This window comes from Pseudomonas sp. CCI4.2 (assembly GCF_034350045.1).
Lineage (GTDB): Bacteria > Pseudomonadota > Gammaproteobacteria > Pseudomonadales > Pseudomonadaceae > Aquipseudomonas.
Genome location: NZ_CP133781.1, coordinates 2,428,705 through 2,442,611, shown reverse-complemented (window position 1 = coordinate 2,442,611; position 13,907 = coordinate 2,428,705). Strand labels below are relative to the sequence as shown.

The window sequence follows — 13,907 nt, the reverse complement described above, 5'->3', positions numbered from 1 at the left end:
CATGTCGAAATTTTTTATCGACCGACCAATTTTCGCATGGGTAATTGCCCTGATGATCATGTTGATCGGGGCATTGGCGATTGCCAAACTGCCGATCAACCAATACCCAGCCATTGCACCACCGGCGATCGCGATTTCGGTAACCTACCCAGGCGCCTCTGCACAAACCGTGCAGGATACCGTGGTCCAGGTTATCGAACAGCAACTCAACGGTATTGATAACCTGCGCTACGTCGGCTCGGAAAGTAACTCTGACGGCAGCATGACCATCACCGCGACGTTCAACCAGGGCACCAACCCGGATATCGCCCAAGTTCAGGTGCAGAACAAACTGAACCTGGCGACACCGCTGCTTCCACAAGAAGTACAGCAACAGGGTATTCGCGTAACTAAGGCGGTAAAAAACTTCCTGTTGGTCATCGGTTTGGTCTCTGATGACGGCAGCATGAACAGGGACGACCTGGCCAACTACATTGTTTCCAACATGCAAGACCCTATTTCGCGGACTTCCGGGGTAGGTGACTTTCAGGTGTTCGGTGCCCAGTACGCCATGCGTATCTGGCTTGACCCCGCCAAACTGAACAACTTCCAGCTAACGCCGGTAGACGTGTCAGCGGCCGTTGCGGCGCAGAACGTGCAGATTTCGTCGGGTCAAATAGGCGGCCTTCCAGCACTCCCTGGTCAGCAACTAAACGCTACGATCATCGGCAAAACCCGTCTGCAAACCGCTGAGCAGTTCAAGAACATCCTGCTCAAAGTCAACCTGGATGGCTCGCAAGTTCGGCTAGGCGATGTTGCCGATGTCGCTCTAGGCGGCGAAAACTACAGCGTCAGCGCACAATTCAACGGCAAACCTGCTTCTGGTCTGGCGATCAAACTGGCAACGGGCGCCAACGCACTGGATACTTCTAAAGCGATCCGGGCAACGGTTGCTCAGCTCGAACCGTTCTTCCCGCCAGGCATGCGCGCGGTATATCCGTATGACACCACCCCAGTGATCACCGAATCGATTACCGGGGTGGTTCATACGTTGATCGAGGCGATCGTCCTGGTGTTCCTGGTGATGTTCCTGTTCCTGCAGAACTTGCGCGCCACGCTGATCACTACCATGACCATCCCGGTCGTATTGCTGGGTACATTCGGTATCCTTGCGGCCGCCGGTTTCACCATCAACACCCTGACGATGTTCGGCGTGGTGTTGGCCATCGGCTTGCTGGTGGACGATGCGATTGTGGTGGTCGAGAACGTCGAGCGGGTCATGGCCGAGGAGCATCTCTCGCCCAGAGACGCCACCGTAAAATCCATGGGCCAAATCCAGGGTGCATTGGTGGGTATCGCGATGGTGTTGTCGGCGGTTCTGCTGCCGATGGCATTCTTTGGCGGCTCTACCGGTGTGATCTATCGGCAGTTCTCGATCACCATTGTGTCCGCCATGGCGCTCTCGGTAATGGTCGCACTGATCTTCACCCCGGCACTGTGCGCAACCATGCTTAAGCCGATCGACCCAGAGAAACACGGCAAGCCTAAACGCGGCTTCTTCGGTTGGTTCAACCGCACCTTCGACCGTGGCGTGCTCAGTTACGAGCGCGGCGTCGGCAACATGATCAAGCACAAGATCCCAGCGTTCCTGGTTTATGCGCTGATTTTCGCTGGCATGATCTGGATGTTCACCCGCATCCCGAGCGCGTTCCTTCCGGAAGAAGACCAAGGGGTTATTTTCGCCCAGGTCCAAACCCCGGCAGGCTCAACGGCAGAACGTACTCAGGTCGTTCTCGACAAAATGCGCTCCTACTTGCTCGACTCCGAATCGTCATCGGTGCAATCGGTGTTCACCGTCAACGGCTTCAACTTTGCCGGTCGCGGCCAAAGCTCCGGCTTGGCGTTTATATTGTTGAAACCGTGGGATGAACGTCCAGGTTCGTCAAACAGTGTCTTCGAATTGGCCAAGCGTGCTCAGGCGCACTTCTTCGGCTTCCGTGATTCGTTGACCTTCGCCGTCGTTCCTCCATCGGTTCTCGAACTGGGTAACGCCACCGGCTTTGACTTCTACTTGCAGGACCAGGGCGGCGTCGGTCACGAGAAGTTGATGGAAGCACGCGGACAGTTCCTCGGTCTGGCGGCTAAAAGCAAAATTCTGGCCGGTGTCCGACCTAACGGCTTGAACGATGAACCGCAGTATCAATTGGTGATTGATGACGAACGCGCTAACGCCTTGGGCGTGACGATGACGAACATCAACACCACGCTGTCGGTTGCGCTGGGCGGCAGTTACATCAACGACTTCATCGACCGCGGTCGCGTCAAGAAAGTGTTCATTATGGGCGAAGCCAGCGCGCGGATGACGCCTGAAGACTTGAAGAAGTGGTATGTACGTAGCGCGACCGGCACGATGGTTCCCTTCGCCTCTTTTGCCTCTGGCACTTGGGTTTACGGCTCTCCAAAACTGTCGCGTTATAACGGCGTAACGGCTGAAGAGATACTCGGTACTCCAGCACCGGGTTACAGCACCGGCCAAGCCATGGATGAGGTTGAACGTCTGGCCAAGCAACTTCCGGCAGGTATCGGCTATTCCTGGACCGGTCTGTCGTATGAAGAACGCCTGTCTGGATCTCAAGCCCCAGCGCTGTACGCCCTTTCTTTGCTGATCGTGTTTCTCTGTCTAGCGGCGCTGTATGAAAGCTGGTCGATTCCGATCGCGGTCATGCTCGTGGTGCCATTGGGAGTCATCGGTGCGTTAATGGCCACCAGCTTGCGAGGGTTGTCCAACGACGTATTCTTCCAGGTGGGCTTGTTGGTAACGGTAGGTCTATCGGCGAAAAACGCCATTTTGATCGTCGAGTTCGCGAAGGAATTGCACGAACAAGGTAAGGGCTATACCGAGGCCGCGATCGAAGCCTGCCGGATGCGTCTACGACCGATTGTGATGACCTCTGCAGCGTTCATCCTCGGCGTGGTCCCGCTGGCGATCTCCACAGGCGCAGGCTCCGGCAGTCAACACTCGATCGGTACCGGGGTGATCGGCGGTATGATCACCGCAACTGTTCTGGCGATCTTCTGGGTGCCCCTGTTCTTCGTTTCGGTATCCTCGCTGTTCAAAAGTAAACCGAAAAAAATTCCACACGATGAGGCTGGCCAATGAGCAAGTCCCTGATCTCTCTGGCAGTCACCGCGTTCATTCTCAGCGGCTGCTCGTTGATCCCCGATTACATGCAACCTGCCGCGCCGGTTGCGGCGCAGTATCCGCAAGGTCCTGCCTATTCGCCGACCCAATCGGCCAATGTTGCTGCGGCTGAACAAGGCTGGCGTCAGTTCTTTAAAGATCAGGCGTTGCAACAACTGATCCAGACCTCGCTGGTCAACAACCGTGACCTGCGTGTTGCGGCGCTGAACATCGACGCCTACCGTGCGCAATACCGCATCCAGCGTGCCGACCTGTACCCGGCGATTTCCGCTGACGGCAGCGGCTCTCGTGGACGGACCCCTGCCGATTTGTCACAGGGCGGGAAAGCGACAGTCGGCGGCCAGTACTCAGCAACATTGGGCCTGAGCGCCTATGAGCTGGATCTGTTTGGACGCATACGCAGCCTTAGCCAGCAAGCGCTGGAGACGTATTTCTCCAGTGAGGAAGCTCGCCGTAGCACGCAGATCAGTTTGGTGGCCAACGTGGCCAACGCTTACCTGACTTGGGTCGCTGACCAAGAGCAACTCAAGCTGACTCAAGACACACTCAAGGCGTTCGAGGAGAGCTACAAGCTCACCTTGCGCACCAGCGAAGTCGGTGTGTCGTCCGCTCTCGACCTGGCGCAGTCGCGCACCTCGGTGGAAAGTGCCCGGGTCAAGCTTGCGCAATATCAACGTCTGGTCGCTCAAGATGTGAACAGCCTGACGCTGCTATTGGGTACTGGTTTACCGGCCAATCTGCCAGCGAGCCAACCGCTCGCTACCGACATTCTTGCGGACATGCCAGCGGGATTGCCGTCGGACTTGTTGCATCGTCGCCCTGACATCCTTGAAGCAGAACATCAGCTCAAGGCGGCCAACGCTAATATCGGCGCGGCGCGCGCTGCGTTCTTCCCGAGCATCAGCCTGACGGCCAGCGCCGGGACCGGCAGTGCGGACTTGTCGGGTCTGTTCAAGGGTGGGTCGGGTACGTGGTTGTTCGAGCCGCACATCAGCCTGCCCATCTTTAACGCTGGCAGCCTGCGCGCAAGCCTGGATTACTCGAAAATCCAGAAAGACATTGGCGTTGCAAACTACGAGAAAACGATCCAGACCGCGTTCCAGGAAGTTTCTGACGGCTTGGCTTCACGCCAGACCTACAACGAACAACTTCAGGCGCAACGTGATTTCGTTACCGCCAACCAGGACTACTACCGCCTGGCTGAACGTCGTTATCGCATCGGTATCGACAGCAACCTGACCTTCCTTGATGCCCAGCGCCAGTTGTTCGCCGCGCAGCAATCGTTGATCAGTGACCGTCTCTCGCAACTGACCAGTGAAGTTAATCTGTACAAAGCCTTGGGCGGCGGTTGGTACGAACAAACCGCCGACCAAAACAAACCCACGACCGGCGACGTGCCTGAAACCAGACTTTTCTAGTTTCAACGCCGCATAAAAAAACCCACCGATTGGTGGGTTTTTTTATGCGGCTTTGGATTAAGCCGGTTCTTCAACCAATGTGAGCGAGGCTATTAGCGCAAAAACGCGAATTCGATCCCACAGGGTTTTGGCGTTACACAGACTCAACTCAACAAAAACTCCCGCACATGACTGGTGAATACATCCCCCGCTTCGACATTGGAGAGATGCGCCGCGTGGACTTCTTCGATCAATGAATACGCAATCTGCTCGTTGAGATACCGCCCGCCGGCAGGTGGCGTTACTGGGTCCAAGATCCCTGAGATCACCAGTGTCGGCGCGCTGATCGAACCCAACTGATCACTGAAATCAGCGTCACGCACGGCAGCGCAGCAGGCGGCATAACCTTCCGGCGACGAGGCCGCGAGCATGTCAGTGATGCGTTTGACCTTTTCCGGGTTAGCGTCCGCAAAGCCAGGGGTGAACCAGCGTGCAACCGATGCATCGCGCAAGTCGGCCATAGCCGCCACTCCATCACGCTGCACCGCTGCAATGCGCGGTTCCCACATGTCCGGGCCGCCGATTTTAGCGGCGGTGTTGCACAGCACCAACTTATGCAAGCGGTCGTTGGCATAAATCCCCAGCCACTGGCCGATCAATCCGCCCATGGACAAGCCGCAGAAGTGCGCTTGCGCAATCGCCAGCCCGTCGAGCAACGTCAACACGTCCAGGCCCATTTGCCGGATGTTGTAAGGGCCAGGCGTCACCAGCGAGAGACCCTGTCCTCGGGTATCGTAACGCAGCACGCGAAAGTACTTTATGAAGGTCGGCATCTGGGTGTCCCACATCTCTAGGCTAGTGCCCAGGGAGTTGGACAACACCAACACCGGCGCATCCTTCGGACCGTCGAGTTGGTAATGCAAATCACCGTCGGCGAGTTGTAAAAATCCCATGGCTGCCTCCTTCAGACACTTCGCTGGAGCGCAGTGTCTGCATGGCGCGCGCTCGGACGAGCGCGCGCAAATGGATCAATGGTCGTGATGCAGGTACGCCGGCTGTTTCGGCAGGCGCAAGCTGAACAGAAACGCGATTGCCATCATGACCGTCACGTACCAGTAAAAGTTGCTTTCCATGCCTTGATTTTTAAGCGACAGCGCAACGAATTCCGCCGAGCCGCCGAAGATGGCATTGGCCACCGCGTAAGCAAGACCCACACCCAACGCCCGAACTTTTGGCGGAAACATCTCAGCTTTCACCAGTCCGCTGATCGAGGTGTAGAAGCTGACAATTGCCAGCGCAAAGGTGATCAGCAAGAACGCTATAAACGGGTTGGTGGTGGTTTTCAGCGTCATCAGGATTGGCACAGTGCAAAGCGTGCCCAGCGCGCCGAACCACAGCATCGAATTACGACGCCCGATTTTGTCCGCCAACATGCCGAACAGCGGTTGCATGCACATGTAAAGGAACAACACGCAGGTCATGATGTAGCTGGCTGTTTTCGGGGTCATTCCACCGGTGTTCACCAAGTATTTCTGCATGTACGTAGTAAACGTGTAGAAAATCAGCGAGCCACCGGCGGTGTAGCCCAGTACGGTGATGAACGCCGCTTTATGATCGCGAAACAAGGCCGAGATACTGCCAGCATCTTTATCGTTACGCATTTCTGCACTGCTGGTTTCTTTAAGCGTGCGGCGCAGGAACAACGAAATCAACGCTGCAATGGCACCAATCACGAACGGAATCCGCCAGCCGTAAGCCTTCAACTCATTAGAGTCGAGGAACTGCTGCAGGATCACTACCGTCAGCACGGCTAACAATTGACCACCGATCAGGGTGACGTACTGGAACGAACCGAAAAATCCACGTTGTCCTCTGAGGGCAATTTCGCTCATGTAGGTCGCGGTTGTGCCGTATTCACCGCCGACCGACAAGCCTTGAAACAGGCGCGCCACCAACAACAACGCAGGGGCCCAAGCGCCAATCGAGGCGTAGGTCGGCAAGCAGGCAATGACCAGCGAACCGGCGCACATCATCAGCACTGAAATCATCATCGAGTTTTTGCGGCCATGTTTGTCGGCCACTCGGCCAAACAACCAGCCACCAATCGGACGCATCAAGAAGCCGGCTGCGAACACACCCGCCGTGTTGAGCAACTGAACCGTCGGATCGTCAGAAGGGAAGAACGCTGGCGCAAAATAGATCGCGCAAAAGGCATACACGTAGAAGTCGAACCACTCAACCAGGTTGCCCGATGAGGCCCCGACGATGGCGAAGATCCGCTTTTTGCGTTCTTGCGGGGTGTAATGCGCAGGCTCGGGTATGGCTGTAGTTGTTATTGTCATTAGTAGCTCACTCTGAGGGGTCACTGCCCCATTCTAGACATATTCCGTTACCGATCCACGCACCAAAACGCAATCATGCAGAACACGTTGCTCCTTAGTTGAAGCAAGCCAAGTTATGGATGTTTGCCGAGGCCGTGGTCAGACACGCTCAATTGCTAACGCCAGTCCTTGGCCGACCCCTACACACATGGTTGCAAGGGCTTTATGGCCGCCGATTTTTTCCAGCTGATGCAGCGCTGTCAGCACCAGGCGCGCGCCGCTCATTCCCAAGGGATGACCCAGCGCAATCGCCCCGCCGTTTGGATTGACCTGCGGTGCATCGTCGGCGATACCCAACTCACGCAACACCGCCAACCCTTGGCTGGCGAAGGCTTCGTTGAGTTCTATGACGTCGAAGTCGGTCACTGCCAACCCCAGACGCTCGACCAATTTGCGAACCGCTGGCACCGGGCCGATGCCCATAATTCGCGGGGCGACTGCCGCACTGGCCATACCCAAGACACGGGCGCGTGCGGTCAAACCATGTTTTTTTACCGCGTCAGCAGAGGCGAGAATCATCGCTGCCGCGCCGTCATTAACCCCGGAGGCATTGCCCGCCGTAACGGTTTTGTCTGGGCCGTTGACGGGGTTGAGCTTGCTCAGCGTTTCAAGGCTGGTGTCGGCACGGGGATGCTCGTCCTGCGAAACAATCGTCTCGCCTTTTTTTTGGGCGATGCGCACCGGCACAATTTCTTCATTGAAAAACCCCGCCGCCTGCGCGACAGCGGCCTTTTGCTGACTGCGCAAAGCGAAGGCGTCTTGATCGGCGCGGGAGATATTGAAATCTTCGGCCACGTTATCGCCGGTCTGTGGCATTGAATCGACGCCGAACCGAGTCTTCATCAACGGATTGATAAAGCGCCAACCAATCGTGGTGTCTTCCAACTTCATGCCGCGAGAAAAGGCTGCGTCCGCTTTGCCCATGACGAAAGGCGCTCGGGACATGGACTCGACGCCGCCGGCAATCGCCAGCTCCATCTCACCGCTGGCAATGGCCCGAAACGCACTGCCGACAGCGTCCATGCCGGACGCGCAAAGGCGGTTAAGCGTGACGCCCGGAACACTTTCCGGCAGTCCTGCCAGCAACGCAGCCATTCGCGCCACATTGCGGTTGTCTTCACCGGCCTGGTTAGCACAGCCGAAAAACACTTCGTCAACTTGAGCCCAGTCCACTGACGGGTTGCGTTCCATCAGCGCTTTGATCGGTACGGCTGCCAAGTCGTCCGCACGTACTGTTGACAGGCCGCCGCCGAATCGGCCGATGGGTGTACGAATCGCATCGCAAATATAAACGTCACGCATCATGCTTCTCCCGGTGCCTGACCGTGAGCGGCAGCGGTTCGCGCTTCCAGATCACGCAGTGCGGTCAATTCGAGTTCAGAGGGAACGTCCGAACAGACGACGTTGTCGGCAAAACGTACTTCCCAGCCCGTGGCTGCAATGACCTGCTCCCGAGTTACCCCATGGTGCAGGGTGGTGACCACAAACTCATGGGTGACGGCTTCGGGTTCCATGATGCACAGATCGGTAATAATCCCGACGGGGCCAGCACCCGGAAGGCCCAACTTCTTACGTGAATCACCGCCTTCGCCGTGACCGACCGAGGTAATGAAGTCGAGCGTGTTAACGAACGCCCGTGCCGACTGTTTGAGAATGATCAAGACCGATTTGGCCGAGCCGGCAATCTCCGGGGCCCCACCCGCACCTGGCAAACGTACTTTCGGGTGGTGATAGTCGCCGACCACTGTGGTGTTGATATTGCCGAAGCGGTCGACCTGAGCGGCACCGAGAAAACCGACGTCGACTCGGCCGCCTTGCAGCCAATAGCGAAATATCTCGCTGGTGGAAACGACGGTATCCGCGGTTTCCGCCAACTCACCGTCACCAATCGACAACGGCAGAACACTGGGTTTGGCACCAATCGGGCCGGACTCGTAAATCAACACGACGTCAGGCGAAGAGGTCAGACGAGCCAGGTTTGCCGCCTTGGACGGTAGGCCGATGCCGACGAAACATACCGAGCCGTTTTTCAAGCGACGGGCCGCAGCGACAGTCATCATTTCATTGGTCGTGTAGGTCATTACTTAGCCTCCGATACATTGGCCAACCGGGCTTTAAATTCGTCGAAATCAGCGGTGCCATGAATGTATTCAGCGATCCACGCGGTAAAGCGTTCACGGTCGCGGGCGATAGCGTCCCACGCCTGATAGAACTGATTATCGCGCTCGTAATAACCATGCGCGTAGGATGGATGCGCGCCGCCGGGTACCAGACACACGGCGCTCAAGGCCCAAGTAGGCAAGACGCAGGCATTCATCGGCGCATTCAAGTTGTCGACGACTTCCTCGACGGTGACGATGCAGCGCTTGGCCGCCAACGCCGCTTCTTTCTGCACGCCTAGAATGCCCCACAGCAGTACGTTGCCTTTGCGATCAGCCTTCTGCGCATGAATTACCGTGACGTCAGGACGCACGGCTGGAACCGCCGCCAATACTTCACCGGTAAAGGGACAGGTCACTGTTTTGATATAGGGATTTACTGTTGGCAAATCTGACCCGGCGTAAGCGCGCAGGACCGCAAACGGCAGCCCGGAGGCACCTGCAACATAGGCGTTAGCCAAGTCGGCGTGGCTATGCTCTTCAATCTCCATCGCCTGCGGCCATTGCTTCTCGACCGCATCGCGCAACCGGTGCAGTGAACCGACGCCGGGATTGCCACCCCACGAGAAGATCAGTTTTTTCGCACAACCTGCACCGATCAATTGGTCGTAAATCAAGTCGGGGGTCATGCGAACCAGTGTCAGGTCTTTTTTGCCCTGACGAATAATTTCATGACCTGCCGCGCTGGGAATCAGATGGGTAAAGCCTTCCAGCGCAACAGTGTCGCCATCGTTGACGAATTGCTTCACGGCATCGTGCAAAGAAAGTATTTCAGCCATGGGTGCTCCCTAACTCAACATCACAATCGATTAAATAGCGCAAACGAACGGCGCTGGATTGCGAATCAGGTTATGCCGGCGCGGTGGGTCAAACAATCCGATAATCGACTAAGTGTTCGCTGATCGCCCAACTTGTTACGAGCGATTAGCGGTCAGGAAAGGAGTCAGGCAAACAGCTGCGTGCTCAAGTCACGGCTGGCATCGAGCATAATCGGCAAAAAAAGTTGCTCCAGATCGTTGCGTGTCACCCGACCGGCGCTGGTGCTGACATTAAGCGCGGCCAATACCTGGCCAGAAGCGTCGTACACGGGTACCGCAATCGAACGCAGTCCTTGTTCCAGCTCTTGATCAACAATACACCAACCCTGTTGGCGAACCTGTTGCAAGCACTCCAATAAAGCCTGCGGGTTAGACAGCGTGCGGCTGGTTTTCGGCTGCAGATCGACGTGATCAAGGTATTCATGCAATGAGACGTCGTCTAACGCGGCCAGCAAAATACGGCCCATTGAGGTGCAATAGGCCGGCAAGCGCCCGCCTACTGACAAATCCACGGAGATCAAACGCTGGGTGGTCGCGGAGCGCGCGATATACAGAATGTCGTCGCCTTCGAGGGTAGCCATGTTGCAGGCTTCGTGGAGCTGGTCACTCATCTGGTCCAGGTACGGTTGCGCCGAAATAGCCAACGGTGTGGACGACAAATAGGCATGCCCCAGCGTCAGCACTTTAGGCAACAACGAATAGGCACGACCATCGCATGTCGCATAGCCGAGTTTGATCAATGTCAGCAGGCAACGGCGCACAGCGGCGCGGGGAATTTCCGTGCGGTGGCTGATTTGGGCAATGGTCAGTTGTCGCTTACGTTCTTGAAAAGCATGGATCACTGCCAACCCACGGGCCAGCGATGTCATGAAATCCGGATCACCCGTGAGGGCCTGAATGCGTTTGGCCGGTGATGCAATGATGGGCGGGGCCAGCGAAGCAAAAGATTTTCGTAGTTGGTCGTTCATCCTAAACACCGCTTGTCATGGCTTTCAGGCGGGATTGATTGCCTTGAAGCGTATTTATGGCGCATCCGATTGTGCATCTGGGCGATTATCGAACCAATGGCCGATAATCGCAATTGACCCACCCTCAAGATCCTTATACCTTTCACGGGCCATCAAGGTGGCTTCCTGGAAATACTGGTCAGGTACCACGGGAAGTCCCTCGGCACGGCCTTGCCCACGAAGCAAGGCCGTTTTTATTTTTGCGATTTCCAAGCGCAACCCATACGGTTAGCTGCTTCTAGTGGCACCACGGAGGCTGGCTGAGTTACTAGATCAGCCCGCCTTAGCAACAGGCGACCGTGCGCTGAAAACAATACGACGATCAGTTATAAAAGTTCCATTGGTACTGCAAACATAAGCCTCGGAACTCCAATACAACGAAACACCGCACAGATAGAAGACTTCTCGTAACAAACCCGCACATAAAGTTGACGTCGCCCGACATCTTGGAGATAGTGTTCGTCATTCGACTGGTTATAATGCCCCGCAGTGATTGAGCTTCCCCGCGCTAAGCGTGAATCCAATCACCTGAACCTTGCCCAATGTCAGCGCAAGGCCCAGTTAGCAAGCGGATGAGATGTCGAACTTTTGTTAGCCTCCGCGCTTGCAACTCGTAACTGTTGCTACGACAGCTGTTCTTTCTGGTGACCGTAGCCGCGTGCAGCGAAAGAAAGTGCTTACACGTTTACCGGGCAAGGATCAGCTGTTTAACAGCCTTGTGGACCGGATATAACCTGTACACAGACTTTCCAGGCTCTGCGTCTTCACCAGAATAAATTTCTACTTATTAGGTAAAACTGTGACGAAAGATGAACTGCGCGCGGAACTTGAGCGCCAGGAACAACGTTACAAGGATGTATACGGCGGGGCAGTCACCACCTACGCCGCACAACCCGAGCCGGAACGTAAGCCTTGGCGCAAAAAAGCCAGCCTTCTCGATCAGGCTTTCCAGCAAGAACTGCACAAAATGGAAAAAGACCTCAAGGAAGAACCCTAACCACCCAGACTGAAGTCAGTCTCGGTGGTTTGTTACGCCACTCCCCTGTTGTGGGCGTAGCGCCCTGTGTAATGGGTTCAGGCATATACCAAGCGTTCAGCTATCTCCCCGACAGCCTGTCTGGCGGTAGCTGCACTTATCGGTTTTATTTAAGAATGTAACCGATGCGCTGCAGATGCATCGATTTGTAGGGTTTTCTGGCATAATCGCGCCCCCTCACGGCGTGGTCATAAAACCTTCATGATCGATTTTTTCAGCGGACTGGATGCTTGGGTAGTTGTGAGCTTGCTGCTCGCCTTGGCCTTCGTCCTCACCTTCGAGTTCATCAACGGCTTTCATGACACTGCTAACGCAGTCGCGACAGTCATCTATACCAAAGCCATGGCGCCGCACCTCGCGGTATTCCTGTCCGGCGCGTTCAACTTTCTCGGCGTACTGCTTGGCGGGGTCGGCGTGGCGTATGCCATCGTCCACTTGCTTCCGGTCGAGTTACTGATCAACGTAAATACCGGACATGGCCTGGCAATGGTGTTCTCACTGCTGGCAGCGGCAATTACCTGGAACCTTGGAACCTGGTATTTCGGGATTCCGGCCTCCAGCTCGCACACTCTGATCGGTTCGATTCTGGGCGTGGGGCTGGCCAATGCGGCGATCAACCACATCCCGTTAGCCGATGGCATCAATTGGCAGAAAGTGATCGATATCGGTTCGTCACTGGTCTTCTCGCCAGTGGCTGGCTTTGTCGTTTCAGCCTTATTGCTGCTCGGCTTGAAGTGGTGGCGTCCGCTGTCGAAGATGCACAAAACGCCCGACCAGCGTCGTAAACTCGACGACAAAAAGCATCCTCCATTCTGGAATCGCCTGGTATTGGTCGTTTCCGCCATGACCGTCAGTTTCGTGCACGGCTCCAACGATGGGCAGAAAGGTATTGGCCTGATCATGCTCGTGCTAATCGGCATCGTACCGGCTCAATTCGTACTCGATCTGAGTAGCACTACCTACCAGATCGAACGAACCCGCGACGCCACCTTGCACCTGAGCCAGTTTTATCAGCGCAACAGCGCAACGCTGGGTGAGTTTTTGGCGCTGGGCAAATCGAAGGAAGGCGACCTGCCGGAGCGTTCAAGCTGCAAACCAGAGCAAAGCGAGCCGACAATCAACGCGCTGCTCAACACCCTTAAAGGTGTCACTGACTACCATGCCCTGTCGGCTGAAAACCGCATCGAAGTACGTCGCTACTTGCTTTGCATGGACGACACTGCAAGAAAAGTCGGAAAAATGCCGGAACTGGCAGCGCGTGAAAAGTCGGACCTGGAAAAGCTTCGCAAAGACCTGACCGTTACGACTGAGTACGCACCGTTCTGGGTGATTTTGGCGGTCGCTATGGCGCTGGGCCTGGGCACGATGATCGGCTGGAAACGAGTGGTGCTAACCATCGGCGAAAAAATCGGTAAACAGGGCATGACCTATGCCCAAGGCATGTCCGCGCAAATCACCACGACCTTGGCCATCGGATTGGCAAACGTCTGGGCGCTCCCGGTTTCGACGACTCACATTTTGTCGTCAGGCGTCGCGGGAACCATGGTCGCTAACAAAAGCGGCCTGCAAAGCGGCACTGTGCGCAACATTCTGTTGGCATGGGTCCTGACACTCCCTGCGACGGTCCTCCTTTCTGCAGGATTGTTCTGGCTCGCGTCCAAAGTGCTGGCCTAACTCACCTCTGCCGAATAAAGTCTGTCCCCGTGTTGGCGGGGACAGACGGCCCACACAGCATCGCCCTCTCGACTTCGTTTCATCCCCCCACGCATAAAAAACTCCGCACGCCCCCCTCTCCGTCAGCACCTATCGCATATCTGTACGACAGCTCAAAAAGCCCTCAAAACCGGGCCTTAGCATCTTGTCTTTATGGACCGAACATCTATTCCTGACAGTGGTCAACCTAATGGACGACGACAAAAACGGAGGGA

General features: G+C 56.0%; 10 protein-coding genes. 4 read left to right on the top strand and 6 right to left on the bottom strand.

The features are described from left to right. Window position 1 precedes the first annotated feature (1 nt). Window positions 2-3,139 (top strand): efflux RND transporter permease subunit, encoded by a 3,138-nt coding sequence (locus RHM65_RS11055; RefSeq protein ID WP_322185016.1) that lies wholly within the window; start codon window positions 2-4, stop codon window positions 3,137-3,139. Further along, window positions 3,136-4,599, top strand: coding sequence for an AdeC/AdeK/OprM family multidrug efflux complex outer membrane factor (gene adeC, locus RHM65_RS11050; protein ID WP_322165949.1), 1,464 nt, complete (start codon window positions 3,136-3,138; stop codon window positions 4,597-4,599). Before RHM65_RS11055 ends, adeC begins: the two co-directional genes overlap by 4 nt. 143 nt (window positions 4,600-4,742) lie before the next feature. Here the strand turns inward: adeC and pcaD are convergent, their stop codons facing one another. The 6 genes from pcaD to pcaR form a co-directional block, all read right to left on the bottom strand. After that, window positions 4,743-5,531, bottom strand: coding sequence for a 3-oxoadipate enol-lactonase (gene pcaD, locus RHM65_RS11045; RefSeq protein ID WP_322185014.1), 789 nt, complete (start codon window positions 5,529-5,531; stop codon window positions 4,743-4,745). Window positions 5,532-5,606: 75 nt separating this feature from the next. Then, a complete protein-coding gene (locus RHM65_RS11040) occupies window positions 5,607-6,920 on the bottom strand; it encodes an MFS family transporter (RefSeq protein WP_322165951.1) in 1,314 nt (437 codons plus the stop codon). A 138-nt stretch (window positions 6,921-7,058) separates the two neighbouring features. Beyond that, complete coding sequence (gene pcaF, locus RHM65_RS11035; RefSeq protein WP_322185012.1) at window positions 7,059-8,264, bottom strand: 3-oxoadipyl-CoA thiolase; 1,206 nt, start codon at window positions 8,262-8,264, stop codon at window positions 7,059-7,061. Further along, on the bottom strand, window positions 8,261-9,040 hold the full coding sequence (locus RHM65_RS11030; protein WP_322185010.1) for a CoA-transferase subunit beta: 780 nt from the start codon (window positions 9,038-9,040) through the stop codon (window positions 8,261-8,263). Before RHM65_RS11030 ends, pcaF begins: the two co-directional genes overlap by 4 nt. Continuing rightward, on the bottom strand, window positions 9,040-9,897 hold the full coding sequence (locus RHM65_RS11025; RefSeq protein ID WP_322185008.1) for a CoA transferase subunit A: 858 nt from the start codon (window positions 9,895-9,897) through the stop codon (window positions 9,040-9,042). Before RHM65_RS11025 ends, RHM65_RS11030 begins: the two co-directional genes overlap by 1 nt. A 164-nt stretch (window positions 9,898-10,061) precedes the next feature. Next, window positions 10,062-10,904, bottom strand: coding sequence for a pca regulon transcriptional regulator PcaR (gene pcaR, locus RHM65_RS11020; protein WP_322185006.1), 843 nt, complete (start codon window positions 10,902-10,904; stop codon window positions 10,062-10,064). A gap of 838 nt (window positions 10,905-11,742) precedes the next feature. On the opposite strand from pcaR, the gene RHM65_RS11015 reads away from it, so the two are divergent. Both RHM65_RS11015 and RHM65_RS11010 read left to right on the top strand, forming a co-directional pair. Continuing rightward, window positions 11,743-11,940 (top strand): hypothetical protein, encoded by a 198-nt coding sequence (locus tag RHM65_RS11015; RefSeq protein WP_322165956.1) that lies wholly within the window; start codon window positions 11,743-11,745, stop codon window positions 11,938-11,940. A gap of 240 nt (window positions 11,941-12,180) precedes the next feature. After that, window positions 12,181-13,653 (top strand): inorganic phosphate transporter, encoded by a 1,473-nt coding sequence (locus RHM65_RS11010; RefSeq protein ID WP_322165957.1) that lies wholly within the window; start codon window positions 12,181-12,183, stop codon window positions 13,651-13,653. Window positions 13,654-13,907: the final 254 nt, after the last annotated feature.

Bases quoted from the DNA above. Each gene is read 5' to 3' on its own strand.
- pcaF (WP_322185012.1), bottom strand. From the start codon at position 8,264: ATGATGCGTGACGTTTATATTTGCGATGCGATTCGTACACCCATCGGC.
- RHM65_RS11025 (WP_322185008.1), bottom strand. From the start codon at position 9,897: ATGGCTGAAATACTTTCTTTGCACGATGCCGTGAAGCAATTCGTCAAC.
- pcaD (WP_322185014.1), bottom strand. From the start codon at position 5,531: ATGGGATTTTTACAACTCGCCGACGGTGATTTGCATTACCAACTCGAC.
- pcaR (WP_322185006.1), bottom strand. From the start codon at position 10,904: ATGAACGACCAACTACGAAAATCTTTTGCTTCGCTGGCCCCGCCCATC.
- adeC (WP_322165949.1), top strand. From the start codon at position 3,136: ATGAGCAAGTCCCTGATCTCTCTGGCAGTCACCGCGTTCATTCTCAGC.
- RHM65_RS11040 (WP_322165951.1), bottom strand. From the start codon at position 6,920: ATGACAATAACAACTACAGCCATACCCGAGCCTGCGCATTACACCCCG.
- RHM65_RS11010 (WP_322165957.1), top strand. From the start codon at position 12,181: ATGATCGATTTTTTCAGCGGACTGGATGCTTGGGTAGTTGTGAGCTTG.
- RHM65_RS11030 (WP_322185010.1), bottom strand. From the start codon at position 9,040: ATGACCTACACGACCAATGAAATGATGACTGTCGCTGCGGCCCGTCGC.
- RHM65_RS11055 (WP_322185016.1), top strand. From the start codon at position 2: ATGTCGAAATTTTTTATCGACCGACCAATTTTCGCATGGGTAATTGCC.